The organism is Bradyrhizobium sp. USDA 372 (genome assembly GCF_053629095.1).
The window spans coordinates 6,617,717-6,642,723 of record NZ_JBRJHR010000001.1 but is presented as its reverse complement, the minus strand read 5'-3'; the positions used below and the strand labels follow the sequence as shown (position 1 = coordinate 6,642,723).

At 65.0% G+C, this 25,007-nt stretch carries 21 protein-coding genes and 1 pseudogene; 6 read left to right on the top strand and 16 right to left on the bottom strand.

The features are described from left to right. Positions 1–6: 6 nt before the first annotated feature. A complete protein-coding gene (locus AB7M16_RS31100) occupies positions 7–1,800 on the bottom strand; it encodes a winged helix-turn-helix domain-containing protein (RefSeq protein WP_453946267.1) in 1,794 nt (597 codons plus the stop codon). Positions 1,801–1,957: 157 nt separating this feature from the next. On the opposite strand from AB7M16_RS31100, the gene AB7M16_RS31095 reads away from it, so the two are divergent. From AB7M16_RS31095 to mddA, 4 genes are all read left to right on the top strand, one after another. After that, positions 1,958–2,263 carry a nickel-binding protein gene (locus AB7M16_RS31095; protein ID WP_212254800.1) on the top strand — a complete coding sequence of 102 codons (306 nt, stop codon included), beginning with the start codon at positions 1,958–1,960 and terminating at the stop codon, positions 2,261–2,263. 52 nt (positions 2,264–2,315) lie between these two features. Further along, a complete protein-coding gene (locus AB7M16_RS31090; RefSeq protein ID WP_212254799.1) occupies positions 2,316–2,489 on the top strand; it encodes a hypothetical protein in 174 nt (57 codons plus the stop codon). 75 nt (positions 2,490–2,564) lie between these two features. Continuing rightward, on the top strand, positions 2,565–2,822 hold the full coding sequence (locus tag AB7M16_RS31085) for a hypothetical protein (RefSeq protein ID WP_453946266.1): 258 nt from the start codon (positions 2,565–2,567) through the stop codon (positions 2,820–2,822). Between the two features lie 84 nt (positions 2,823–2,906). Then, the gene (gene mddA / locus AB7M16_RS31080) at positions 2,907–3,668 is read left to right on the top strand and encodes a methanethiol S-methyltransferase (RefSeq protein ID WP_453947287.1); all 762 of its coding nucleotides are present in this window, start codon (positions 2,907–2,909) and stop codon (positions 3,666–3,668) included. Positions 3,669–3,736: 68 nt separating this feature from the next. On the opposite strand, the gene AB7M16_RS31075 is transcribed toward mddA, so the two are convergent. Then, the gene (locus tag AB7M16_RS31075; protein ID WP_453946265.1) at positions 3,737–4,561 is read right to left on the bottom strand and encodes an NAD-dependent epimerase/dehydratase family protein; all 825 of its coding nucleotides are present in this window, start codon (positions 4,559–4,561) and stop codon (positions 3,737–3,739) included. 90 nt (positions 4,562–4,651) lie between these two features. Here AB7M16_RS31075 and AB7M16_RS31070 point away from each other — a divergent pair. Further along, a pseudogene (locus tag AB7M16_RS31070) lies at positions 4,652–5,630 on the top strand (SMP-30/gluconolactonase/LRE family protein). A gap of 264 nt (positions 5,631–5,894) precedes the next feature. Here the strand turns inward: AB7M16_RS31070 and AB7M16_RS31065 are convergent. Together AB7M16_RS31065 and AB7M16_RS31060 are read right to left on the bottom strand one after the other, a co-directional pair. Continuing rightward, the gene (locus tag AB7M16_RS31065) at positions 5,895–7,325 is read right to left on the bottom strand and encodes an aldehyde dehydrogenase family protein (RefSeq protein ID WP_453946264.1); all 1,431 of its coding nucleotides are present in this window, start codon (positions 7,323–7,325) and stop codon (positions 5,895–5,897) included. A 311-nt stretch (positions 7,326–7,636) separates the two neighbouring features. Continuing rightward, positions 7,637–10,000 (bottom strand): transketolase, encoded by a 2,364-nt coding sequence (locus AB7M16_RS31060; protein WP_453946263.1) that lies wholly within the window; start codon positions 9,998–10,000, stop codon positions 7,637–7,639. A gap of 131 nt (positions 10,001–10,131) precedes the next feature. Between AB7M16_RS31060 and AB7M16_RS31055 the strand changes: the two genes are divergently transcribed. After that, on the top strand, positions 10,132–10,593 hold the full coding sequence (locus AB7M16_RS31055) for an Lrp/AsnC family transcriptional regulator (protein ID WP_027571162.1): 462 nt from the start codon (positions 10,132–10,134) through the stop codon (positions 10,591–10,593). A 113-nt stretch (positions 10,594–10,706) separates the two neighbouring features. On the opposite strand, the gene AB7M16_RS31050 is transcribed toward AB7M16_RS31055, so the two are convergent. From AB7M16_RS31050 to AB7M16_RS30995, 12 genes are all read right to left on the bottom strand, one after another. Next, on the bottom strand, positions 10,707–11,786 hold the full coding sequence (locus AB7M16_RS31050) for a zinc-binding dehydrogenase (RefSeq protein ID WP_453946262.1): 1,080 nt from the start codon (positions 11,784–11,786) through the stop codon (positions 10,707–10,709). A 60-nt stretch (positions 11,787–11,846) separates the two neighbouring features. Further along, positions 11,847–12,788 (bottom strand): EamA family transporter, encoded by a 942-nt coding sequence (locus AB7M16_RS31045; RefSeq protein ID WP_439403475.1) that lies wholly within the window; start codon positions 12,786–12,788, stop codon positions 11,847–11,849. 187 nt (positions 12,789–12,975) lie between these two features. Beyond that, positions 12,976–13,815, bottom strand: coding sequence for an aldo/keto reductase (locus AB7M16_RS31040; RefSeq protein ID WP_453946261.1), 840 nt, complete (start codon positions 13,813–13,815; stop codon positions 12,976–12,978). Between the two features lie 10 nt (positions 13,816–13,825). After that, complete coding sequence (locus tag AB7M16_RS31035) at positions 13,826–14,731, bottom strand: SMP-30/gluconolactonase/LRE family protein (RefSeq protein ID WP_172784616.1); 906 nt, start codon at positions 14,729–14,731, stop codon at positions 13,826–13,828. A gap of 391 nt (positions 14,732–15,122) precedes the next feature. Further along, positions 15,123–17,825, bottom strand: a complete 2,703-nt coding sequence (locus AB7M16_RS31030) for a nitrate reductase (protein WP_453946260.1) — start codon at positions 17,823–17,825, stop codon at positions 15,123–15,125. A 1-nt stretch (position 17,826) separates the two neighbouring features. Beyond that, complete coding sequence (locus tag AB7M16_RS31025) at positions 17,827–19,044, bottom strand: NAD(P)/FAD-dependent oxidoreductase (RefSeq protein WP_453946259.1); 1,218 nt, start codon at positions 19,042–19,044, stop codon at positions 17,827–17,829. Between the two features lie 10 nt (positions 19,045–19,054). After that, on the bottom strand, positions 19,055–19,483 hold the full coding sequence (locus tag AB7M16_RS31020; RefSeq protein WP_172783963.1) for a globin family protein: 429 nt from the start codon (positions 19,481–19,483) through the stop codon (positions 19,055–19,057). A 129-nt stretch (positions 19,484–19,612) separates the two neighbouring features. Next, positions 19,613–21,004, bottom strand: coding sequence for an MFS transporter (locus tag AB7M16_RS31015; RefSeq protein WP_453946258.1), 1,392 nt, complete (start codon positions 21,002–21,004; stop codon positions 19,613–19,615). 339 nt (positions 21,005–21,343) lie between these two features. Continuing rightward, positions 21,344–22,138 carry an ABC transporter ATP-binding protein gene (locus AB7M16_RS31010; RefSeq protein ID WP_172783961.1) on the bottom strand — a complete coding sequence of 265 codons (795 nt, stop codon included), beginning with the start codon at positions 22,136–22,138 and terminating at the stop codon, positions 21,344–21,346. 11 nt (positions 22,139–22,149) lie between these two features. Further along, complete coding sequence (ntrB, locus tag AB7M16_RS31005) at positions 22,150–23,046, bottom strand: nitrate ABC transporter permease (RefSeq protein ID WP_212254785.1); 897 nt, start codon at positions 23,044–23,046, stop codon at positions 22,150–22,152. Positions 23,047–23,110: 64 nt separating this feature from the next. Further along, positions 23,111–24,379, bottom strand: coding sequence for a CmpA/NrtA family ABC transporter substrate-binding protein (locus tag AB7M16_RS31000; RefSeq protein ID WP_453946257.1), 1,269 nt, complete (start codon positions 24,377–24,379; stop codon positions 23,111–23,113). A gap of 242 nt (positions 24,380–24,621) precedes the next feature. Next, complete coding sequence (locus AB7M16_RS30995; RefSeq protein WP_453946256.1) at positions 24,622–24,948, bottom strand: hypothetical protein; 327 nt, start codon at positions 24,946–24,948, stop codon at positions 24,622–24,624. Positions 24,949–25,007 lie beyond the last annotated feature (59 nt).

The following is a 25,007-nucleotide window of genomic DNA, read 5'->3' as shown; positions in this document are numbered from 1 at the left end:
CCGTCCTTAGGCAGCACGTCCCGGCGTTCGCGTATCGACCTCGCGTCGCAAAGCGGCACATGCAGCCTCGAACTTCCGCGAGCCCAGTTCGCCGGCCGCCAGCTGGGCTGCGTGAATTTCCGCTGAAGCGCCTCGAACGTCATCATGCGCCAATTGCAGCTTGGCGATACGGAGTCTCAGCCTGACCGCCTGCACTCGCCCGTCGATGCTCGACCATAGCTGCCGGGCCAGGTGCAGATGCCGCAGCGCAGACTCGTACTCGTCACGCGCATCGGCGAGAACCGATTGCGCTTCGTTCGTCAATGCCCGGATCGACGGCATCGGCCATCGGTCCGGGCTTCCGGAAAGCTCTTCGATCAACTCCAGCGCCTGCTCATGGCGGCCTGTATGCGCGGCGGCGAGCGCCAGATGCGCGAACAGGATTCCTCGGCGCTGCAGGGTCCACCAGGTCTTTCCGATCAAGCTGCGTTCGAGACTGGTGTAGGCGGCTTCAGCCTCGCCACGTTCCAGCAAAAGCATGGCGTGGCCGGGCTCCGGGCACCAGCCGAGGGCATAGGCCTTTTCATAGGCCTCGAGCGCGGCGTCGTCATTGCCGATCGCAGCCTGGACGTCCGCCAGCACGCGATTGGCATCGCCGATCGCCCATGGCGCGTCGCTGGTCAGCCGTGCCAGCGAATCCTGAATGCGCGACAAGGCCTCGCCAAGCGAGCCCCTGACGCCAAGGACTTCTGACCGATGAAGCTGACAGGAGCCGGTCAATTCCATCCCGCTCTCGGTGCAATATTTCTGATAGCCGAGCGTCCACTGGTCGGCCCTCGCCCAATCTCCGAACATCCGCGCCGCCCACAGGATGTTGCAGTAGAGGATGCCTCCGACGATCGGGTCGATATCGCCGCTGGAGAGCGCCATCGCAGCGGCGAGGTCCTGATCCGCCAGTCCTGCGCGCGTATCGCCGAGACACAGCCGGTAGAATCCGCGATAAGCCAGACTCAGCGCCTCGATACCAACCGCGTCCCTGTGCCGGACCGTGCTGTACGCGGCATCGGCAAGCGAAAGCGCCTGTTCAGGCTCGCCGTCGAACGCGGCGACCTTCGATTTCATCCAGAGAGTCAGCGCAGTCGTGGCGGGATCCTCGATCTCGGAGGCCCAATCCTCCGCCCGCGCCAGCCACCCCTTGGCAATCGCCGCCTGGCCGCGCTCGAAGTGCAAGCAGGAGAGTGTGACTGCATCGATGACGGCCAGCGACACGTTGCCGGCCTTGGTGTGGGCGGAGACCGCGCGAGCCAGGAGAGGCAGCGCCGCATCGGCCTTGCCGGTGCACTGCAAGGCCAGCGCCCATTGGTGCAAGTCGGCGCCATCGAGCGGTCGGATCGTATCGGCCGCCTCGAACAGCGCTGCGGCTTCGTCCCAGGCTTGCACGGCAGCGGCGCGCTGCGCTTGCACCCACACGTCCGGGGCTTGCCCGTCCGTCGTCTCGGGAACGGCAACCCGTGGCTCCGATCCGCCGTCGATGCAGAAACGATATCCCCTGCCCGGCATGTTCCGGATGGCGCCATCCATGCCACCCTTGCGCAGCACGCCACGCAGCATGCTCACCGCCCGCTGCAAGGAGTTGTCGGTGACGGTTACGTCAGGCCAGAGGGTATCGAGCAGCTCTTCCTTGGTGACGACCCGGTCCCGGTTACGCGTCAGGTAGACCAGCAGATCGAACACGCGCGGCTGCAACGCGACTTCCCGCTGCGCATGAATAAGCGCGCGGCCCGCTTCGTCGAGTTCGAAGGGTCCAAACCTGAGGGTCATATCGTTATGTCCGGGAGAGACGGAAAAGGTTCAGGCAAGGATCAGGCAATGATCAGGCCCTGGTCAGGACGATCAGCGCCGGCGACGCCTATAGCTCCTCATGGCCTTCGGTCACGACGACCGACTGGCAGCAGCATCAACCCTGAGGAGACGCCTTATGGAACTCTATGTCATTCGCCGCCCAAGCGCCTGGTCAAACCTGAGCGAACTGGAAGCCGCAGGCGCGAAGTCCGCGCGGATCGGCAACGAGCAGATGTCCGATCGCGTTCGCTGGATCCGCAGCTATGTGGTCCATGAGGCCGACGGCCGCATCGGCACCTTCTGCATCTATGAAGCCCGCGACGGGGAGTCGATCCGCGAGCATGCACGGCGCGTCGGCATGCCGGGCGAGGAATTCTACAAGGTCGCCACGACCGTCGTCGTTCGCGGCGATCCCACCCCGCAGACGGCCGCCGCCGAATAGCAGATCAGCGCGGGCGGCGTCCTCAACTCGTGCTTCCGTGAAGGGATGAGAAATGTCCATTCAGTCTCAGGCGCCGCCCGCGCTGAGCCCCTCGCAGCGATATCTCGCCGGCATCCTGCTGCGCCTTCGCCGGCTCATCAATCGGTCTGTCGCCAGCATGCTGGCGAACCGCGAGAAGGCCGCAATGCAGTTCGCGAAGGGTTGCGGCGACCATGACCAACGGTGACGACACGGCTCGAGACCCGGGTCACCGTCGGAAGATTTGCATTCCCCGCGATAATTTCAACTCGAGGAAATAGTCATGAACTTCTTCTTCCCATCCGACGCTTCCGAAGCCAAGACCTCCGATTCCGAGACTTTCAGGCTCGGAAATTTCAAGTTCAGAACCGCCGCGCTGGCGATCGGGACGGTCGGTGCCGTCATGATGTCGCTCGTTCTGGCTTCGGCTGCAACGACGCTCGGCGACCATCGCGCCGATGGCGTGAGCGGCGGCGCAACGGTCCAGAAAAGCCCAGGCAAATGCAAGGCCGCAACGGTTCCAACAGCCTTTGCAACGTGACGAAGGCGGCGGTGACCACCGTCCGTTGAAACAGCCGCTTCAATCCCTCACCCTTGAACTGGAAGATCTATCATGTCCATCACCATGCAAAACGGACCTACTCAGACGGCAAGCTCGTTCGCGGCACGAAGCTTCTTGCTCGGCTATGGCGTGCTCGCGTATCTGATCTTCTTCGGGACCTTTCTCTACGCCGTCGGCTTCATGACGCAGTTCGTTGTGCCCAAGACGATCGACGGCGGCGCGGCGGGCTCGATCGGACAGGCGCTCATGATCGACCTGGCGCTGATGTCACTTTTTGCCGTCCAGCACAGCGGCATGGCTCGCCAGGGCTTCAAGAAGCTATTCGCCGCCTTCGCCTCGCCTGCACTCGAGCGCAGCACCTATGTGCTGCTGGCAAGCCTGAGCCTGATCCTGCTGTTCTGGCAATGGCGTCCCATCACCGCCATCGTTTGGGAGATGGAGACACCTATGGCAGCCTACGCCGCGGTCGCCGGCAGCTTCGCCGGCTGGCTCATCGTGCTGTACAGCACGTTCCTGATCAGCCATTTCGAATTGTTCGGACTGACGCAGGTCGTCAGCCACTTTGCAGGTAGGCTCGCGGAGCCGATGAAGTTCAGGACGCCGGGACTCTACCGCCTGATCCGGCATCCGATCTATCTCGGCTTCATCATCGCGTTCTGGTCGACGCCGACCATGACGCTCGGGCACCTGCTGTTCGCGATGGTGACGACGGCCTACATCTTCGTCGGCATCTGGTTGGAGGAGCGCGACCTGGTCACTCTGTTCGGAGATCAGTACCGGCACTACAGGGAGAAGGTGGCGATGTTGATCCCGGGCCTGTTCTGATCCGGCGCGAACGTACGGTTTGAGCGGCCAAGCAGAGCTTCGGCCGCTCTCGCCATGTCGCACGCTCCCTAGCGCTTATTCCAATCGATGACCCGGCTCGGATCGGCGTCGAACTCCATGCTGCAGAACGTGCCGCCCTGGAAATAATCGCCGACCGGATCCGGCTTCAGCTTGGCCTGCTCGGCCATGGCGTGCTCGCGGAAATCTTCGGCGCGGCCGGTAGGGCGGTAGCCGAATTCGTAGGCGCGGTGGTTGTCCCACCAGGCGCGCTCGTTGAAGGAGGCGCCGTAGAAGATCTCGAAATGAATGTCGGGATGCTCGAGCCCGATGCGGCAGAGCTGCACGAGGTCGTCGGGCTTGAGCCAGATCGAGAGCCGGCGCTGGTCGAGCGGCATGTCGCCGAAATTGCCGATGCGCAGGCAAGTCACCTTCAGCCCGTGCTTGTCGGCGTAGAGCGCGCCGACCGCTTCGCCGAACACCTTGCTGACGCCGTAGCGGCCGTCGGGGCGCGGGGTGACGTCGGTGCCGATCTTGTGGTGACGCGGATAGAAGCCGACGGCATGGTTCGACGAGGCGAACACCACGCGCTTGACGCCCTTGCGGTACGCCGCCTCGAACAGATTGTAGCCGCCGATGATGTTGGCCTGAAGGATCTGGTCCCAGGTGCCTTCGACCGAATAGCCGCCGAAATGGATGATGCCGTCGACGCCCTCGCAGATCGCCTCGCATTGCGCGAGATCGGCGAGGTCCGCCGCCTTGAACTGCTCGTTCGCGCCGAGATCGGCCGGTGGCTTGATGTCGGAGAGCAGGAGATCCGGATAAATCGGCGGCAGCAGTTTCCGCAGGCTCGTGCCGATTCCGCCCGAAGCTCCCGTCATCAAAATACGCGGCATGTTGTCCCTCACCGTTAGTGACCGAATTTGCGGTCACGTGTCTCTAATGATAGCAGGATTGTCCAGAGGGAACGAAACGAGAGAACCGGCATGAATGAGGCATCGTCCCACACCGAGGAGCGGCCAGGTTGGCGGCCGGCGAGCTATTATCCCGATCCGGCGATCCGTGCACTCGATCCCCGCTTCGAAAAATACTGGCTGAAGCTGTCGGCGGTGGAGCGGCTGGCGACCGGCCTGCGTTGGGCCGAGGGGCCGGTCTGGTTCGGTGACGGGCGCTATCTCCTGTGCAGCGACATCCCGAACCAGCGCATCCTCAAATGGGAGGAAGAGACCGGCGCGGGTCAGCGTGTTCCGCAAGCCCTCGAATTTTGCCAACGGCAACACGCGCGACCGGCAGGGCCGGCTCGTCACCTGCGAGCACGGCGGCCGGCGCGTGGTGCGCACCGAATATGACGGCAGCATCATCGTGCTGATGGATCAATTCAACGGCAAGCGGTTGAACTCGCCGAACGATGTCGTTGTTAAATCGGACGGCTCGATCTGGTTCACCGATCCGACCTTCGGCCTGCTCGGCAATTACGAGGGCTACAAGGCCGAGCCCGAGATCGAGCCCAACGTCTACAGGCTCGATCCCGAGACCGGCAAGGCGACGATCGTGGCCGAGGGCGTGCTCGGGCCGAACGGGCTGTGCTTTTCCCCGGACGAGAAGATCCTCTATGTCGTGGAATCGCGCGGTGTGCCGAACCGCAAGATCCTCGCCTATGACGTCTCGCCCGAGGGCACCACGATCTCGAACAAGCGCGTCCACATCGATGCCGGGCCGGGCACGCCCGACGGCATGCGCTGCGACATCGACGGCAATCTCTGGTGCGGCTGGGGTATGGGCGATCCCGAGCTCGACGGCGTCGTGGTGTTCGCCCCCGACGGCGTCATGATCGGCCGCATCGCCCTGCCCGAGCGCTGCGCCAACGTCTGCTTCGGCGGCGTCAAGCGCAACCGCCTGTTCATGGCTGCGAGCCAGTCGATCTATGCGCTGTATGTGAACACGCAGGGCGCGCTGGGGGGATAGGCTCGCCGCAAGCAACGGTCTCGTAGGGTGGGCAAAGCGCAAGCGTGCCCACCATTTCTTGTTCGTCGCGCGATCGTGGGCACGTCGCTTACGCTCCTTTGCCCACCCTACGAGATCTCTCCTGCGTCATTGCGAGCGAAGCGAAGCAATCCAGACTGTCTCCGCGGAAGGATTCTGGATTGCTTTGCTTCGCTCGCAATGACGAAACGAAAAAACGCCGGGGCGGTTTCCCGCTCCGGCGTTGTGTCTGCTTTCGTGACGCGCTTACGCCGCGTTGAAGCCGGCGACGGCCTTTACTTCGAGGAAGTCCTCAAGGCCGAACTTGCCCCATTCGCGGCCGTTGCCGGACTGCTTGTAGCCGCCGAACGGCGCGGTGCGGTCGTTGGGCACGCCCTGAAGGTTGACGTTGCCGGCGCGGATCTGGCGACCGACGCGCTTGGCATCCTCGACCGTCGCGCCCGTGACGTAGCCGGCGAGGCCGTACGGCGTATCGTTGGCGATCTTGACCGCGTCGGCTTCGTCCTTGGCGCCGATGATGGTCAGCACCGGCCCGAAGATCTCCTCGCGCGCGATCGTCATGTCAGGGGTGACGTCGGCGAAGATAGTCGGACGGACATAGAAGCCCTTGTTGACGCCTTCGGGCAGGCCCGGGCCGCCAGCGACCAGCGTCGCGCCCTCGTCGATGCCCTTCTTGATCAGGCCCTGGATCTTGTCCCACTGGCCACGATTGACCACCGGGCCGATGGTGGTGCCTTCGCCGCGCGGATCGCCCGCCTTGGTCTTGTCGGCCACGGCCTTCGCGATCGCGGCGACTTCCTTCATCTTGGACAGCGGCACGATCATGCGCGAGGGCGCGTTGCAGGACTGGCCGGAATTGTTGAACATGTGCATCACGCCGCCGGTCACCGCTTTGGTGAGGTCGGCGCCTTCGAGGATGACGTTCGGCGACTTGCCGCCGAGCTCCTGGCTGACGCGCTTCACGGTGGGGGCCGCGCGCTTCGCAACGTCGATGCCGGCGCGGGTCGAGCCGGTGAAGGAGATCATGTCGATATCAGGGTGCTCGCTCATGGCGGCGCCGACCTCGGGGCCGAGGCCGTTGACGAGGTTGAACACGCCCTTGGGCACGCCGGCGTCATGGAGGATCTCCGCGAAGATCAGCGCCGAGGTCGGCGTGAACTCGCTGGGCTTCAGGATCATGGTGCAGCCGGCGGCGAGCGCGGGCGCGACCTTGCAGGCGATCTGGTTCAGCGGCCAGTTCCAGGGTGTGATCATGCCGACCACGCCGATCGGCTCGCGCAGCACCATGGCGGTGCCGACCGGCTCCTCGAAATGATAGTTCTTGAGCACGTCGAGCGTGGTCATGAGATGGCCGAGGCCGGCGCCGGCCTGCAGCTTCTCCGCCATCGGCAGCGGCGCGCCCATCTCGTCGGAGACGGCAGCGCCGATCTCCTTGAGGCGGCCCTTATAGACCTCGATCACTTTGCTGAGCAGCGCGACGCGCTCCTCGCGGCTGGTCTGGGAGAACGTCGCGAAGGCGCGCTTGGCGGCGGCAACCGCCTTGTCCACGTCGGCCTTGGAGCCCAGCGCAACCTCGTACATCGCCTCTTCCGTCGCCGGATTGATCACGGCGGTGGACTTCTTGACGGCGGGATCGACCCAGGCGCCGTCGATGTAGAATTGCATGCGATTGACCATCGTTAACCTCTTCTTGGGGGCTTGCAGGGGGCGTTTCGGCAGGCATCCTTGCACGAAAGGGCCGGCAATTGAACCCGCCATATGCGGAACCAGCGTTGCGGCGAGCGGAATATGTGACGCGATTTGAAGCGAGGCAAGCGGCCCTAATCGCAAGAACCTGGGTCCCGGCTCTGCGTCGCGACATTTCATGTCGCGCCGCGTCCGGGACACGAGATTGTAACGAGTCTAGATAGTCTCGTGCCCCGGACGCAGCGCAGCGTCCCTTCGACGATGCGCTGCAGAGCCGGGGCCCATGCTGCCAGTTGCCCCTACTACACCGCCATCTTCCGATGCAGCACCGGCGCGCCGGTGGTGAGGCTTTCGGCCGCATCGATGATGGCGTTGGCGTCGATGCCGTAGTGCCGATAAAGGTCCGCGATGCTGCCGGTCTGGCCGAACTGCTCGACACCGAGCGCCTCGACACGGTGGCCGCGAACGCTGCCGAGCCAGCCGAGCGCGGCGGGATGGCCGTCGATCACGGTCACGATGCCGCAGTCGCGCGGCAGCGGCGCCAGCAGCTTCTCGATGTGGCTGAGATGCTGCACGCCGCGGCGGTCGCGCCGCAATTTTCGCGCCGCGGTCCACCCCGCATGCAGGCGGTCGGCCGAGGTAATCGCGAGCAGGCCGACGTCGCGGCGGCTCTCGCCGATGAAGCCGGTCGCCTCGATCGCTTCGGGCGCGACCGCGCCGGTATAGGCGATCACGACCTCGGCGTTCGGCCCCGGCTTGCGCAGCCAATAGGCGCCATCGGTAATGCCCTGCCGCAGCTCGCCCGTCATGATCCGCTGCGCCTGCTCGATGGCGCGCGTCGAGAGCCGCAAATAGACCGAGCCGCCCTCGCCCGGATCGCGCTGCATGTGCTCGAAACCGTAAGCCATGATCACCGCGAGCTCGTCGACGAAGGCCGGCTCGAACGAGGCGAGCCCATCCTGCGCCATGCCGATCAAGGGCGTTGCGATCGACTGATGCGCCCCGCCCTCGGGCGCGAGCGTGAGGCCGGACGGCGTCGCCGCCACCATGAAGCGCGCGTCCTGGTAGCAGGCATAGTTCAGCGCATCGAGCCCGCGCTCGATGAAGGGATCGTAGAGCGTGCCGACCGGCAAGAGCCGCTCGCCGTTGATCTGGTGCGACAGGCCGAGCGCCGAGAGCATGATGAACAGGTTCATCTCGGCAATGCCGAGCTCGAGGTGCTGACCCTTGGGCGAAGCGTCCCAATTGTAGGTCGAGGGAATTTTCTCGCTGCGGAATAAATCCGCCTTCTCGGCTCGCGCGAACAGGCCGCGGCGGTTGACCCAGGGGCCGAGATTGGTCGAGACGGTGACGTCGGGCGAGGTCGTGACGATGCGTTTTGCGAGCTCGCTGTCGCTGCGCGCGATCTCGTTCAGCACGAGGCCAAAGCCCTGCTGGGTCGACATCTGCGGCGACGGCTTGAACGCGAGCTGTTGGGGCATCTCGACGACGGGCGCCGTGAGCCGGCGACCATCCTGGTTGAACGGCACGCTTGCGAGGAAGGCCTCGAGCTCGGCGGCATCCTGCGACAGGCCTTCGAACTTGTCCCATTCATGGCCGGGACGGATGTTCTGGCTGTCGCGGTATTTCTCCATCTGCGCGATCGTCATCAGGCCGGCGTGGTTGTCCTTGTGACCCTGGAACGGCAGGCCGACGCCCTTGATGGTGTAGGCGATGAAGCAGACGGGGCGGTCGTGATCGATGGAATCGAACGCCTCCAGCATGCTCGCCATGTCGTGGCCGCCGAGGTTCGACATCAGCGCCAGAAGCTCCTCGTCGCTGCGCTTGTCGATCAGTTTCGTGATCGGGCCCTGGTCGCCGATCTCGTCATGCAGATGTTTGCGGAAGGCCGCGCCGCCCTGGAAGCAGAGCGCCGCATAGAGCGCGTTCGGGCAATTGTCGATCCAGCGCTTGAGTGCCTCCCCGCCGGGCTCGGCGAACGCCTCGCGCATCAGGCGGCCGTATTTCACGATGACGACGTCCCAGCCGAAATTGCGGAACATGGTCTCGAACTTTTCCCAGAGACCTTCGCGCACGACGGCATCGAGCGACTGCCTGTTGTAGTCGACCACCCACCAGGTGTTGCGCAGGCCGTGCTTCCAGCCCTCCGCCAGCGCCTCGAAGATGTTGCCCTCGTCCATCTCGGCGTCGCCGACGAGCGCGATCATCCGTCCCTCGCGGCGATCCTTCATCCAGCCATGCGCCTTGACGTAATCCTGCACCAGCGAAGAGAACAGCGTCTGTGCGACGCCGAGGCCGACCGAGCCGGTGGAGAAATCGACGTCGTCGACGTCCTTGGTGCGCGAGGGATAGGACTGCGCGCCCTTGAAGCCGCGAAAGTTCTCCAGCTTCTCGCGGCTCTGCCGGCCGAACAGGTACTGGATGGCGTGGAACACCGGGCTCGCATGCGGCTTCACCGCGACGCGGTCCTCGGGGCGCAGCACGTGGAAGTACAGCGCCGACATGATGGTGGCGAGCGAGGCGGACGAGGCCTGGTGGCCGCCGACCTTGAGGCCGTCCGCGTTGGGGCGGATGTGGTTGGCGTGGTGGATGGTCCAGGACGACAGCCACAGCGCCTTGCGGCTGAGAGCGGTCAGGGTGTCGAGACGGGCGGGGTCAACGGGCATGGCGATGCTCCGGGAAATATGCACCGATCATACGCCTGCGGGCCGCGTCAAACTTCTCAATTTTTCGCGCCATACCCGCCGATATTGGGATATTTTACCAACATAGCCGACCAGAAGCAGGTTCCATCCCAATGCCCGAGCTCGACGCCATCGACCGCAAGATCCTCAGCCACCTTCAGAACGACAGCCGCCTGACCATGCAGGAGCTCGCCGACAAGGTCGGACTCTCGGTGTCGCCCTGCCACCGCCGGGTCAAGCTCCTGGAGGAGCGCGGCGTCATCTCGCGCTATGTCGCAACCGTCGACCAGAAGGCGCTGGGGCTGCATGTCAGCGTGTTCATCTCGATCAAGCTGGCGCGGCAGAAGGAGGAGGACCTCAACCGCTTCGCGCGCGCGATCTCGAAATGGGACGAGGTGCTGGAATGCTATCTGATGACCGGCAACCGCGATTATCTGCTCCGCGTCGTCGCCGCCGACCTCGCCTCCTACGAGACGTTCCTGAAGACCAAGCTGACCCGCCTCGACGGCATCGCCTCGATCGAGTCGAGCTTCGCGCTCAGCCAGGTGAAGTACTCGATCGCGCTGCCGGTGTAGCCGCAAGCTCCGGCCTGGTAGGGTGGGCAAAAGCGTAGCGTGCCCACCATCACCACGCACGCGGATGCATGGTGGGCACGGCGCTTCGCGCCTTTGCCCACCCTACAAAAGCGTCACCGCCACGGCTGCACGATGATCTTGGTGTGGGCTTCGGGATTGGCGAGATCGGCGAAGGCCTTTGCGACGCCGTCGAGGCCGACTTCGGCGGTGACCATCGCAGCCGCATCCACCTGCCCTTCCGCGATCAGGCGCAGCGAGCTTGCGAACTCCTCCGGCGTGTAGCCGAGCACATATTGGACGTTGAGCTCCTTCATGATGCCGAGCATGGGCTCGCTTTTGTCGCTCTCCATGCAGACACCGACCACGACGATGCGCGCATCGCGCGGAGCACCCTCGAACACCTGCTGCAACAGGCCGGGCACGCCGACGCATTCGAAGATGACCGCGGGCTTCAACGCCGGCAGCATGGCCTGGAACGGCGGCCGCGCCGCCTTCTCGGCCTCCGACATCTGCGCGTGCTCGGCCCAGGTCGCGTAAGGCTGCGACACCCGGGGGTCGACGACGATGTCGGCACCGAGCTTGGCGGCGAGCGCGCGCCGCGCCGGCGAATAGTCGGCCGCGACAATCGGATGCAGCCGCTTGAGCTTCAGCGCGGCGATCACCGCGAGCCCGACCGGACCGCAGCCGATCACCAGCGGCACCTCGCCGCCACGGATATTGGCTTTGGCGACGGCATGAACGCCGACCGCCAGCGGCTCGGTGAGCGCGGCATGCTCCGGCGCGAGACCATTGGGGACTTCGAGCAGCAGCGCTTCGCTCAGCAGCATCGCCTCGGCATAGCCGCCGACATTGTCGTTGGAATAGCCGATGCCTTCGATGCCCTGCGGCGTCACCAGCGCGGGCAGCGAACAAACGTGCGTGCCCGGCTTCAGCTTGCGCGATGTGCCCGGGCCGTAATCGACGATCTCGCAGCAGAACTCGTGGCCGAACACGACGTCGCGGCCGAGGTCCATGGGCTTTCGCCCGGTCTTCCGCGCCATCTCCACCATGCGATGGGCGTGCTGGCGTGCATGCAGGTCGGAGCCGCAAATGCCGCAGGCGAGCGTCTTGACCAGAACCTGGCCGGGGCCCGGCGTCGGCTCGGCCATCCGGCCAACGACAATCTCACCGTTCCTGAAAATCGCGGCGCGCATCCGGCTCCTCCCTGATCGTTGGAGCCATTGATAGCACGACGCGGAACCCGCGAACTTGCGTCAGGCGTTCGGAGAGCGCTCTTCCAGCACCAAGAGCTGAGCGCGGCGGACGCGCTCGCGATGGGCGATGTAGAGGCCGCTGGCGACGATGAAGGCCGCACCGACGATGGTCCAGATGCTCGGGACCTCGCCAAAGATGAAGAAGCCGAGAATGCTGACCCACAGCAATTGCGAGTAGGAGAACGGCGCCAGCACCGAGGCGTCGCCATAGCGATAGGCCAGCACGACGATCCACTGGCCCGCGGTCGAAGCGACGCCGATGAAGATGCCGAGCGCGATCGCGGTCCAGGACGGCGTCACCCAGACGAACGGCACGATTGCGGTGAGGATGGCAAGGCCGGTGAGCGAGGAATAGGCCATGGTGGTGACGACGGCTTCCCGTCCGCTCATCATGCGCGTCAGGATCAGCGTGCCGGCCCAGCACGCCGCCGAGACCAACGGAAAGACTGCGGCGGGGTGAAACGCGCTGGTGCCCGGGCGCAGGATGATCAGCACGCCGATGAGGCCGAGCGCGGTGGCGAGCCAGCGGCGCATGCCGACCTTCTCGCCGAGGAACACGATCGAGAGCGCCGTGACGAACAGCGGCGCGACGAAGCCGGTGGCGGAGGCCTCCGCGATCGGCAGGAAGCCGAGGCCCGTGATGAAGAACAGCGAGGAGCCGAGCAGTGCCGCCCCCCGCATCACGTGCAGGCCGGGACGCTTGGTGCGCATCGCATAGTACGGCGAGGCGGGCAGCATCACCGGCGTGAACAGCAGCGTGAAGGTGAGGAACCGGATCCAGGTGATCTCGATCGAGGGCAGGCTGGTCGAGAGATATTTCGCAGTGACGTCGGAGCAGCCGAGAAACACCGTCGAGAGCAGGATCAGCGCGATGCCCTTGAAGGGATGATCGACGCGCGCAGGCGCGCGGCGAGCCTGCTGCTTCTTCTCCGGCACAGGCATGGGAATAACGTCGAGCCTTGCGGCTGCGGCGGGCGGCGGTGTCACGGCTGGAACCCGGGCAAAATGCGAATCGAGAACAGCCGTAAAAAACGACAAATGCCCCGCGTTCACAACTTCCGAAAACAGGATGCCGATATGCGCAGGCCGCCGCGCGCGTCAATGCTCCGTTAATATTGCCCGTTGTGCACTACAGCATGGGCAAGCCGCGCGGCTTCGGTCCGCGCGGAAACGCTGCATCGAGCGCGGCAACCTCGTCTTTCGTCAGCACGAGATCGCCTGCCGCCGCATTTTCGCCGGCATGTTCCGCGGACGAGGCCTTCGGAATCGCGAACACCGTAGTCGCACGGGTCAGGAAGCTCAGCGCGACCTGACGCGGCGTCGCACGATGCGCCTCCGCGATGCGCGCCAGCACGGCGCCGCCCTTGCTGCTGCTCAACGGGAAATCGTCGTGGCCGAACGGCGAGTAGGCGACGACGGCGACATTGTGCCGTTCGCACCACGGGATCACCGCATGCTCGATCGCACGTTCTTTCAGATGATAGAGCACCTGGTTACAGGCGATCCGGCCCTCGCCGGAGACGTCGAGAATCTCGTCGAGATCGTCGGCATCGAAATTGGAGACGCCCCAGGATTTGATCTTGCCTGATTGCACCAGCTCTTCGAACGCAGCGACGGTGTCCTCCAGGGGATAGGAGCCGCGCCAGTGCAAGAGATAACAGTCGAGCCGATCGGTCTTCAGCCGCTTCAGCGAGCGCTCGCAGGCGGTGATGGTGCCGCGGCGCGAGGCATTGCTCGGCAGCACTTTCGAGACGAGGAACACCTCATCGCGCCGGCCTGCGATCGCATCCGCAATGACGAGCTCGGCATCGCCATACATCTCGGCGGTGTCGATGTGGGTCATGCCGAGATCGAGCCCGCGCTGAAGCGCCGCGATCGCGCGCTTGCGGTCGCCGTGGTCCAGATACCAGGTGCCCTGTCCGATCACGGAGACGTTGGCGCCGGTCTTGCCGAAGGGCTTCGTGTTCATGTCTATTCCTTCAGATGCTTTCGAGCCCGCCGATATCGGCCACCAGCACGCTGCCGGTCGAGGACTCCGTGATATAGAGCCGATCTTTGTTTTCGCCACCAATCGCGACATTGGTACAGTTCGGTCCCGCACACGACTTGATCCGCGCGATCAACTCGCCGTTCGGCGCGAACACGAACACGTGCCCGAGCGAGGCATGGCCGACGAACAGGCGGCCCTTCGCATCCATGGTCATCCCATCAGGGCCGCTGGTGCCGAACAGCGAGCAGAAGCGCCCGACCTTGGACACGCTGCCGTTCTTCATGAACGGCAGCCGCCACACCGCGTTGTCCCGCGTCATCGCGACGAACAGCACGGTTTCGGTCGGGTCGAGCACCAGCCCGTTCGGACTGATGCCGGTGTCGAGCAGGCAATCCAGGCGGCCGTTCGATGCCAGCCGATACACCCGGCCACTCGGGTCATGCAGGCCGGTCTGGCCCTGATCGGTGAAATAGATGTCGCCGTTGGCGGCGAGATGCAGATCGTTGCAGCCGCGAAACGATTCCGAATTGCGCCCGGTCAGGATGGGCTTGATGCGCCCGGCCGTTGCATCGAGCTCCATGATGCCGTGCCTATAGTCGGCGATCAGGATGCGTCCGTCGGATGCAATCTTCAGCCCGTTCGGCCAGCCCTCATATTCGATCACGAGCGACCAGTCACCGTCGGGCGCGATGCGAAAGATGCGGCCGAACGGAATGTCGACGATGTAGAGATGGCCGTCCTTGTCGAAGGATGGCCCCTCGATGAAACTGTCGGTCGGGATGTTCGGCCGGTTGGCATCGGCCCAATCGGTTCGCACGCCCTTGCGGCGGAACTTGTCGGGCATTGCCGAGAACAGCCTGGTCTCGATCAGGCGCGGCGGCGTTTCCAAGTACATCATTGTTGTTATGGGTGCTGGGGAAGAAGCCGCGGCAGCATAGGGCACAATCGAGGGCGCGTCGATTGGCGCGGGCGGCATGGCTGCGTCCACGTCGCTCTCGTGTCCCGGACGCGCTGCAGCGTGAAACGCTGCTGCGCAGAGCCGGGACCCAGAAAGCCAAACACTCCGCTGTTGGATGGACCCCGGCTCTGCAACGCACCGTCGCACCGGACGATGCTTCGCATCGCCGGGGAGACGCTGCGCTGCGTCCGGGGCACGAGATCGCAGCGTTAGCACACACCTGTGTCCAAGCCGTCATTGCGAGCGCAGCGAAGCAATCCGGACTATCTTCGCGGCAAGACTCTGGATTGCTTCGCTACGCTCGCAATGACGACGGAGAGAGCCAGCCCTATCCCGCCGCGCTTGCGACCTTCGCCTGCTGTGCAGGCACCTCCGTCGTCGCGATCAATCGTTTCAGCTCGGGGATGCAGGAGCCGCAATTGGTGCCGGCCCTGAGCTTGGCACCGATTTCGGCGGCGGTGCGCGCGCCGCTCGCGATGCTGTCGCAGATGGTGCCGCGGCCGACGCCGAAGCAGGCGCAGACGATGGGACCGGTCGAGGCCGCGCCTTCGCCGGACTTGCCCGACAGCAGCATGCGGCGCTGCTCGTCAGTGACCTGATCGGCCACGAACAGGCTCTTCACCACCTCCCAGTCGCCGGCATCGTGCGCCGGGCCGACGAACAGGCAGGTCTCGATGCGATCGCCTGCGAACGAAGCCGCGCGAAAAACCCCGCCGCCGAAATCGCGATATTCGGCAACGTCCTCACCGGCGACGCTCTCGAGCCAGGCCGGCCAGCGGGCAAGATCCGCATTGTCGGCGAAAAGATAGCCGAAGCCGCCGCTGACGGTCACGCGCGTCCACAACAGGTTTTGCGGCAGATCGAGCGGCTTGCGCGACAATGCAAAACCGCGGAAGACGAATTCGTAAGGCGCGATCGCGGCCGGCGTCGCCTTGGCTTCCGGCTGTCCCGAGAACGGATCGGTGAACGGTGCTACCATCGCCCCGACGCGGCCGTGCGAGGCGTTCATCGCGCTCCAGTGGATCGGCACGAACAGGGTGCCGCGCTGCTGCCGCTCACTGACGACGACCTTCAGGATGCACTGGCCGTAATCGGTGGTGATGCGGGCATAGCCGTCATGGGCGAGGCCATATTTGCCGGCGTCGTCGGGATGGATCTCGACGAACGGCTCGGGCAGATGCGCGCCCAGCCGCTGGCTCAGGCCGGTGCGCGTCATGGTGTGCCACTGGTCGCGGATGCGCCCGGTGTTGAGCCTTAAGGGACGCGACGGGCCGGTCTCGCCGCGCAGCACCGGCACCTCCGGCGCAATGAAGCGGCCCTTGCCGTCATTGGTGAAGAAGCCGCCTTGCGCAAAGAAGCGCTCGCCGGGCATCCCGCCTTCGCGCACCGGCCACTGCACCGGCTTCAAACCATCGAAGGCTTCGTCCGACAACGAGGTCAGCGCGCCGATGTCGAAATCGCGGCTGCCATTGTTCTCGAAGGCCGAGAGCGCGGCGTGCTCGCGGAAGATGTCGGCGGCGGATTTGTAATTGAAGCTGTCGCCGAAGCCGAGGCGCTTTGCGGTCTCGCTCAGGATCCACCAATCGGGGCGCGCCTCGCCCGGCGCCGGCAGGAACGCGCGCTGGCGCGAGATGCGCCGCTCGGAATTGGTCACCGTGCCCGACTTCTCGCCCCAGGCCAGCGCCGGCAGCAGCACGTGCGGGCCGGCCTCGACCGTGTCGTTGGAGAGCACGTTCTCGGAGACCACGAACAGCTCGAGCTTCTTCAAGGCATCGCGCACCATGTCGGCATCGGGCAACGATACCGCGGGGTTGGTGCCCATCACCCAGAGCGCCTTGACCTCGCCGCGGTTGATGGCCTCGAACAGCTGCACCGCCTTCAGGCCTTCATGGGTCGCGATGCGCGGCGCCTTCCAGAACCGCCTGACGCGGTCGATGTCGGGCGGCGTGAAGCCCATATGGGCGGCGAGCATGTTGGCGAGGCCGCCGACCTCGCGGCCGCCCATCGCGTTGGGCTGGCCGGTCAGCGAGAACGGCGAGGCGCCCGGCTTGCCGATGCGGCCAGTGGCGAGATGGCAGTTCAGGATGGCGTTGACCTTGTCGGTGCCCTGCGCCGACTGGTTGACGCCTTGCGAATAGAGCGTGACGGCCTTCTCGGTGTCGCGGAACATCTTGAAGAAGGCGGCGACGTCCGGCTCGGAGAGCCCCGTGGCGAGCGCGGTCGCGGTGACGCTGCCAGCGATGTTGCGCGCGCGCGACAGCGCATCGTCGAAGCCAGACGTGTTCTGCGCGATATAATCCTGGTCCAGCACGCCATTGTCGGCGAGATGCACGAACAGGCCGGAGAACAGCGCGGTGTCGGTGCCGGGCCTGAGGCCGAGGAACAGATCGACGTCACTGGCGGTGTCGGTGCGGCGCGGATCGATCACGATCATGCGGGCGCCGCGCTCCTGCCTGTTCTTCAGCATGCGCTGGAACAGCACCGGGTGGCACCAGGCCGCGTTCGAGCCGACGAAGACGAGCAGATCGGCCTGGTCGAGATCCTCGTAGCAGCCGGGCACGGTGTCGGCGCCGAAGGCGCGGCGATGGCCCGCGACCGAGGAGGACATGCAGAGCCGCGAATTGGTGTCGACGTTGGCGGTGCCGACAAACCCCTTCATCAGCTTGTTGGCGACGTAATAGTCCTCGGTCAGCAGCTGGCCGGAGAGATAGAATGCGACCGCGTCCGCGCCGTCGCGCGCCACGATATGCTGCATGCGATGGGCGACATGATCGAGCGCATCGCTCCAGGCGACGCGCTCCAGCACGCCCTTGCAGCGGATCATGGGATAGAGCAGCCGCCCTTCCAGCCCGACGGTCTCGCCGAGCGCGGAGCCCTTCGAGCACAGCCGGCCGAAATTGGCGGGATGATCGGGGTCGCCCGCGATCGCCGCGCCACCCCTGCCGTCGGGCGTTGCCAGCACGCCGCAACCGACGCCGCAATAGGGACAGGTGGTCTTGGTGGTGCGGAGGTTCGGATCGATCGCCGTCATGTCACGCCGCTTTCGAAGGCTGCGCCAGTGCGCGGCCGAACATCATGTCGGTGCGGATCGCCGCGACCTTGTCGCGGTTGCGGATCAGCTCGAGGTACCACAGCGCATCGACGGTATCGCCGATCAGCACCGCCCCGGTCAGCCGGCCGTCGGCGATCACGAGCTTCTTGTAGGTGCCGCGCCTGCGGTCCGACAGAACGAGGCTCTCGCTGCCCTCCCCGCCCATGAAGTCGCCGGCGGAGAACACGCTGACGCCGGAGACCTTCAGATTGGTCGAGACCACGCTGCCCTGATAGGCGGCGGGCCGGCCGGCCAGGTGCCGCGCCAGCACGCGCGCCTGCTCATAGGCCGGCTCGACCAGACCATAGCAGATGCCGCGATGCTCGGCGCATTCGCCGAGCGCAAAGATGTCGGACGAGGAGGTCTGCATCACGTCGTTGACGGCCACGCCGCGGTTGACCGCAATCCCCGCCTCTTTCGCCAGCGAGACGTTCGGCTTGATGCCGGCGGCGAAGATCACCGCATCGGCCTCGATGCGGCTGCCGTCGGCGAGCTCGACGGCCTCGACCTGACCGTCGCCGTGGATGCAGGTCGTCGCGGCATTGAGCATGACGCGGATGCCCTTGCGCTCGACCAGCGTCTTGAGCAGGTCGGCCGCGGGCCCGTCGAGCTGACGCTCCATCAGCCGGTCCATCAGGTGCAGCAGCGTCACGGGCGCGCCGGCCTTGGCAAGACCGTACGCCGCTTCGAGCCCGAGCAAGCCGCCGCCGACAACGACGACGCGCTTCTTCGCCGCGGCCAGCGTCAGCAGCAGGTCGACGTCGCGGGTGTCGCGAAACGTGTGCACGCCGGCAAGATCGGCGCCCGGCACATTGAGCCGCAGCGGCGTCGATCCCGTGGCGAGCACGAGCTTGGAATATTCCATGCTCTCTTCGCCCGCGATCTTGAGCTCGCGGCGGCCGACATCGATCTCGGTGACGCGATAGCCGTAGCGCACCGTGACGCCGCGGTTTCGCCACCAATCGGCCGGCCGCAGCTCGATCTCGTGCGAGCCGGTCTCGCCGGCCAGCACGGAGGACAGCAGCACCCGATTGTAAGCGAGCCGCGGCTCTTCGCCGATCACGGCGACCGCATAGCGGCCGAGCGCGGTCTTGGCGAGCTCGTCGACCAGACGCGCGGCCGCCATACCGTTACCGACGATGACCAGCGGTTCACTCACAACGCATCTCCTATTCGGCGGCCTGCGCCTGCGCGCCGTAGGCCTCGGAAATCATGTAGCCGGACAGCACGCCGTAGGCGTCGGTCCAGGCTGCGGCGAGCTCGGGCGTCCAGGCCTCGCCAAGGCCCTTCTCGAGGGTCCACAGCAAGGTCGCGCCGACCACGGGGTAGTGCTCGGCCTTGGCGCCATAATCGACGTGACGCTTGGCGAGCGCGGAAGCCGCGGGAAGAATCGACTCCAGGTTCGACAGGCCGCCGACCACGGCGGCGAGCATGCCCATCAGCTTCTTGCGCTGCTCGGTCATGTCCTCGGGAAACATCGCGCGCACGGACGGCGCCACCTCGAACAGGCGGTCGTAGAACAGCACCGCGGCGGCTTCCGAAATCGGGGCGACCTTGGCGAAGCTCTGCTGAATGAGGGTAATCTGCTCGGGCGTCATAATGTTCTCCTGTCTGTTTCGGTCTGCCTTCGTCCGCGCCATTGCGGAAAAAGTTCATGGATCAAACGTCATCAGAGAGACTTCTCCCCGCGTACGGGGAGAAGCGACATTCGTGCCAGTTTGTCGTGCTCACACACGCGCCTCGGCGAGGCTTGGGGCGCCTTCACCCTGCGGGCTGCGACGCAGGTAGAACCACCAGGTCAGAGCGAGGCAGGAGCCGTAGAAGCCGAGATAGATCGCGAGCGCGAGCTGCGGCCCGCCGGTCATGGCGATCGACTTGCCGAAGCCGCTCGGGATCAGATAGCCGCCGACGGCGCCGACCGCACCGATGAAGCCGACGGCCGCGCCGCTCTCGATGCTCGCGGTCTTCAGGGCAGCGCTGCGTGCCGCACCGCCCTTGCCGCGCACCTTGAACAGGTTCTCCTCGCGGAAGATCGAGGGGATCATGCGGTAGGTCGAGCCGTTGCCGATGCCCGTCGTCACGAACAGGATCAGGAACATCGACAGGAAGCCGGCGAAGTCCTTGTGCCCGACGAAGTAGAGCGCGCCGACCGTGGCGCCCGCCATCAGGATGAAATTCCAGAACGTGATGATGGAGCCGCCGACCCGGTCCGCGAGCCAGCCGCCGAGCGGACGCGACAGCGAGCCGACCAGCGGGCCGAGGAAGGCGATAGAGATCGTCACGGTGGGGAATTGCGTCTTGAGCAGCAGCGGAAACGCCGCCGAATAGCCGATGAAGGACCCGAACGTGCCGATATAGAGATACGCCATGATCCAGGTGTGCTTGCGCTTGACGATCGCGAGCTGGTTCTTCACCGATGATTTCGCCGTGGCGAGGTTGTTCATGAAGAACACTGCGCCGAACACCGCGATGCCGATCGGCACCACCCACATCAGGCCGGCATTCTGCAGGAAGATGCCGTCGACGGGCGTTGCCTGGAACAGGTTGAAGACGGCGAGCGTCATCAGGATCGGGGTCAGGAGTTGCACGCTGGAGACGCCGATGTTGCCGCCGGCCGCGTTGAGGCCGAGCGCCCATCCCTTCATCCGGTCAGGAAAGAAGAAGGAGATGTTGGTCATGCTGGAGGCGAAATTGCCGCCGCCGAGACCCGCGGTCGATGCGACCAGCAGCATGAGCCAGAACGGCGTATCGGGCTGGCTGACGAAGTAGGCAAGCGACAAGGTCGGGATGAACAGAATCGCCGCGCTGAAGATGGTCCAGTTGCGGCCGCCGAACGTCGTCACCGCGAAAGTGTAGGGAAAGCGCATGAAGGCGCCGATCAGGCCCGGCACGGCGACGAGCTGGAACAGCTGGTCGGTGGTGTAGTGGAAGCCGGCCTGCGGCAGCTTGGTGGTGACGATGCTCCAGATCAGCCAGACCGAGAAGCCGATATGTTCGGCCACGATGGACCAGATCAGGTTGCGCCGCGCGATCGACTTGCCGGTCGCGTTCCAGAACGCCTCGTCCTCGGGGCGCCAATCTGAAATCCAGCTGGAGTTCAGGGTCGGATTCTTCGTCATTGATTATCCCTTCCAGGCTCACCGCTGCGTCGTTGCAGGCTCTGCCTCCGGTCACGGAGGCGCGCTCCGAGGCTTCACCCCCGGTGGCGAGTTCACGATGCTGATTGATGATGTTGAGGGACGTCGTCGTTGGCGTCGCGCAAAGACGCTTCAATTTCCGTGCCAGTTGCGCGCACGCAGGAAACACAGGGATTTCAGGAAGTTATTCGCATTGCCCGAATTGTTTGCAGGGCGTTTTCGCACGCTAAATTTGCGATTCGCTCAATCCCTGTGCGACGCACAGGGATTGAGCTTGATGTCGATTAATTGGGCGCGGGCATATCTCGCGTGAACCCGTGATTACGCGGCCTCGACGAAGCGATGACGCTCGTAGAGGAATTCGAGCACGCGCTGGCGGCACTTCAGATAGGTGGCGTTGGTCGCGAGGTCGAGCCGCTTGCGCGGCCGCGCCAGCGGCACCTCCAGCACCTCGCCGATGCGCGCGCTCGGTCCGTTGGTCATCATCACGATGCGGTCGGACAGGAGCACGGCTTCGTCGACGTCGTGGGTGATCATCAGGATGGTGTTGCCGAGCTTCTGATGCAGCGCCATCACCGAGTCCTGCAGGTGGGCGCGGGTCAGCGCGTCGAGCGCGCCGAACGGCTCGTCCAGCAGCAGCACCTTCGGCTCCATGGCCAGCGCCCGCGCGATGCCGACGCGCTGCTTCATGCCGCCGGAGATTTCCGAAGGACGCTTGTCCCTGGCATGGGCCATCTGCACGAGGTTGAGATTGTGCATCACCCAGGCGTCGCGCTCGGCACGGGACTTGGTCTTGGCGAAGACCTTATCGACGCCGAGCCTGACGTTCTCGTAAACGGTCAGCCACGGCAGCAGGCTGTGGTTCTGGAACACCACGGCGCGATCGGGCCCCGGCGAGTTCACCTCGCGGTTCTCCAGCAGCACGCCGCCCGTGGTGGCGCCGGTCAGCCCCGCGATGATGTTGAGCAGGGTCGACTTGCCGCAGCCGGAATGGCCGATGATCGAGACGTATTCTCCCTTCTCGATCGTCAGGTTGATGTCCTTCAGCACCTCCGTGGTGGCGGCGCCGCGGGTGAAGACCTTGTCGATGTGGTCGAGCTTCAGATAGGCGGTCATGTCCCCTCTCCTCAGTTCTGCGCAGTGCCGCGGGTGACGACCTTGCCGAGGCCCGCGATCAGGCGGTCCAGCACGAAGCCGACGATGCCGACATAGAACAGCGCCAGGACGATCTCGCTGATATGCGAGGAGTTCCAGGCGTCCCAGATGAAGAAGCCGATGCCGACGCCGCCGATCAGCATTTCGGCGGCGACGATCGCCAGCCAGGACAGGCCGATGCCGATGCGCAGGCCCGTGAAGATGTAGGGCGCCGCCGCCGGGATCATGATCTTGGAGAAGAACTCGAGCGGATTGAGCTGCACCACCGCGGCGACGTTACGATAGTCCTGCGGGATGTTGCGGATGCCAACCGCGGTGTTGATGATGATCGGCCAGATCGAGGTGATGAAGATGACGAAGATCGCGCTAGGCTGGCCGTCGCGGAAGGCCGCGAGCGAGAGCGGCAGCCAGGCCAGCGGCGGAATGGTGCGCAGCACCTGGAACAGCGGATCGAGCCCGCGCATGGCCCAGACCGACTGCCCGACCAGCACGCCGAGCCCGATGCCGGCGATCGCCGAGAGCGAGTAGCCGAAGGCGACGCGCTGGAGGCTGGCGGAGAGATGCCAGAACAGCCCCTTGTCGATGCCGCCATGGTCGAAGAACGGATCGAAGATCAGCTCCTTGGTGTCCTTGAAGACTCTCGACGGCGGCGGCAATGCCGAACCGGCCCTCCGGCAGACCAGCTCCCACACCAGCGTCAGCAGCGCGATCACGACCAGCGGCGGGATCACGCGCACGGCCGTCTCACGTGCGATGCGAGCGTAAACTTCGGCGCGCGGGGGACGCTTCGGCGTCAGCGCGACGACGGGCGCAATCGTTGCGGCAGGCGTCGCGGTCTCAACCTCGATCTTCGTGGCAGTCATGTTCATCGCTATCTCTCTCCGGCGTGGCAAGGACGATGCGGCCGCCCCTAAAGGCGGCCGCAGGGCTCCATCAGACTTCGACGCGCTTGATCGCGAGCGACTTCAGATAGGCGGCCGGATTTTCCGGATCGAACACCTTGCCGTCGAAGAAGGTCTCCTTGCCGCGCGAGGTGGAGGCCGGAATGTCGGCGGCGACGACCCCAAGGGTCTTGGCCGCGTCCTTCCAGAGGTCCTCGCGGTTGACCTTGGCGATCAGCGCCTTGCTGTCGAAACCAGCCTCGTATTTGCCCCAGCGGATGTCCTCGGTCATGAACCAGAGATCGTGGCTCTGGAACGGATAGGAGGCATGGTCGCGCCAGTACTTCATGATGTGCGGCGAGTTCTCGACCACCTTGCCGGGGATGCCGTAGTCGAACTTGCCCTTGGCGCGGTCGGCGATGTCCTCGACCGGGCAGTTGATCCACTGGCGCTTCGCCATGATGGTGGCGAGCTCTTCCTTGTTCTCCATCTTGTCGGCCCATTGCTGGGCCTCCATGACGGCCATCAGGATCGCCTTTGCGGCCTTCGGGTTCTTGTCGACCCAGGCCGCGCGCATGCCGAACGACTTTTCGGGATGCTTGCTCCAGATCTCGCCGGTGTTGACGGCGGTATAGCCGATGCCCTGGTGGACCAGCTGCCCGGGCCAGGGCTCGCCGACGCAGAAGGCGTCCATGGTGCCGACCTTCATGTTCGCCACCATCTGGGGCGGCGGCACGGTGATGGTCTCGACGTCCTTGTCGGGGTCGATGCCGCCGGCTGCAAGCCAGTAGCGGATCCAGAGGTCATGCGTGCCGCCCGGGAAGGTCATCGCGACCTTGGCCGACTTGCCTTCGGCCTTCTTCTTCTCGAAGGCGGCCTTGAGCACCGAGGCATCCGCGCCGACCTTGAGGCCGGCATATTCCTTGGCGACCGAGATGCACTGGGCATCGAGATTGAGCCGCGCCAGGATGTACATCGGCGTCGGCTGGTTGTTCTGCGTCACCTTGCCGGCCGAGATCAGATACGGCATCGGGGTGAGGATATGCGCCCCGTCGATGCCGTTGCCTTCGGAGCCGAGCACGAGGTTGTCGCGCGTGGTGCCCCAGGACGCCTGCTTCTGCACGTCGGTGTCGGGCACGCCGTGCTTGGCGAATAGGCCCTTGTCCTTGGCGACGAACAGCGGGCCGGCATCGGAGAGCGCGATGAAGCCGAGCTTGGCGCCCTTGACCTCGGGGCCTGCGTCCTGCGCGAAGGCGCCGGCGGGAAAATTCAGTTTGGCGGCGGCAAGAAGAGCGGCGGTCGAGCCGGTGGCCTTCAACAATTGCCGGCGGCTGAGGCCGGTCGGTTTCCGAGGGCCGGCGGATGCGCTTGGTCATAGGCAGTGTCGTCCTTTGGCGTCGTTGCGGAATGATTTGCGGCTGTGCGCGCGAGCTGCCCGTCCGTCCGGTTGCGCCGTCCTTGGCGCGTGCGAACGCACGACGGGGGGACCCCCGTCTGGTGGCGTCAGCAAAATCGGATGAGATGTCTCGCGGGACGGCTTCAATGGCGTCGGGCTGGTCGTATTCAAGCTTCATGCCAAGCTTGCCGCCGCAAAAAGTGACGATTATTCAAAGCATTACAACGATCGCGCCAAACTGTCGCAGGCCGGTTCCGCATGCGAAATTTGCGATTTGCACATTCCTTGTGCGACGCACAAAGCTTGTGCATCAGCTCAATCAAGAGGCCGCGAGGGCGGCAGAACGAGATCAGCCCGAGCGGGATTGCATTGAAATTGCTCTCTATTTCTGGCGCGCTGTAGCGGCACGCAACTTGCTTCGCAATTGCCGTCAACGACGACTGCGGCTTGGCCGCATTGATGCAGCCTCTGGCGGCTGCGTCCCGGAAGCTCACCTGCTTCGCGGTCTCCCGGCTTCAGAGTCCTCGTGACGCGATTCCCAAGGCTTCCAGAC

What these genes read in the sequence shown, in the direction of transcription:
- AB7M16_RS31100 (WP_453946267.1), bottom strand. Translation starts at nt 1,800, where the DNA reads ATGACCCTCAGGTTTGGACCCTTCGAACTCGACGAAGCGGGCCGCGCG.
- AB7M16_RS31095 (WP_212254800.1), top strand. Translation starts at nt 1,958, where the DNA reads ATGGAACTCTATGTCATTCGCCGCCCAAGCGCCTGGTCAAACCTGAGC.
- AB7M16_RS31090 (WP_212254799.1), top strand. Translation starts at nt 2,316, where the DNA reads ATGTCCATTCAGTCTCAGGCGCCGCCCGCGCTGAGCCCCTCGCAGCGA.
- AB7M16_RS31085 (WP_453946266.1), top strand. Translation starts at nt 2,565, where the DNA reads ATGAACTTCTTCTTCCCATCCGACGCTTCCGAAGCCAAGACCTCCGAT.
- mddA (WP_453947287.1), top strand. Translation starts at nt 2,907, where the DNA reads ATGCAAAACGGACCTACTCAGACGGCAAGCTCGTTCGCGGCACGAAGC.
- AB7M16_RS31075 (WP_453946265.1), bottom strand. Translation starts at nt 4,561, where the DNA reads ATGCCGCGTATTTTGATGACGGGAGCTTCGGGCGGAATCGGCACGAGC.
- AB7M16_RS31065 (WP_453946264.1), bottom strand. Translation starts at nt 7,325, where the DNA reads ATGGTCAATCGCATGCAATTCTACATCGACGGCGCCTGGGTCGATCCC.
- AB7M16_RS31060 (WP_453946263.1), bottom strand. Translation starts at nt 10,000, where the DNA reads ATGCCCGTTGACCCCGCCCGTCTCGACACCCTGACCGCTCTCAGCCGC.
- AB7M16_RS31055 (WP_027571162.1), top strand. Translation starts at nt 10,132, where the DNA reads ATGCCCGAGCTCGACGCCATCGACCGCAAGATCCTCAGCCACCTTCAG.
- AB7M16_RS31050 (WP_453946262.1), bottom strand. Translation starts at nt 11,786, where the DNA reads ATGCGCGCCGCGATTTTCAGGAACGGTGAGATTGTCGTTGGCCGGATG.
- AB7M16_RS31045 (WP_439403475.1), bottom strand. Translation starts at nt 12,788, where the DNA reads ATGCCTGTGCCGGAGAAGAAGCAGCAGGCTCGCCGCGCGCCTGCGCGC.
- AB7M16_RS31040 (WP_453946261.1), bottom strand. Translation starts at nt 13,815, where the DNA reads ATGAACACGAAGCCCTTCGGCAAGACCGGCGCCAACGTCTCCGTGATC.
- AB7M16_RS31035 (WP_172784616.1), bottom strand. Translation starts at nt 14,731, where the DNA reads ATGTACTTGGAAACGCCGCCGCGCCTGATCGAGACCAGGCTGTTCTCG.
- AB7M16_RS31030 (WP_453946260.1), bottom strand. Translation starts at nt 17,825, where the DNA reads ATGACGGCGATCGATCCGAACCTCCGCACCACCAAGACCACCTGTCCC.
- AB7M16_RS31020 (WP_172783963.1), bottom strand. Translation starts at nt 19,483, where the DNA reads ATGACGCCCGAGCAGATTACCCTCATTCAGCAGAGCTTCGCCAAGGTC.
- AB7M16_RS31015 (WP_453946258.1), bottom strand. Translation starts at nt 21,004, where the DNA reads ATGACGAAGAATCCGACCCTGAACTCCAGCTGGATTTCAGATTGGCGC.
- AB7M16_RS31010 (WP_172783961.1), bottom strand. Translation starts at nt 22,138, where the DNA reads ATGACCGCCTATCTGAAGCTCGACCACATCGACAAGGTCTTCACCCGC.
- ntrB (WP_212254785.1), bottom strand. Translation starts at nt 23,046, where the DNA reads ATGAACATGACTGCCACGAAGATCGAGGTTGAGACCGCGACGCCTGCC.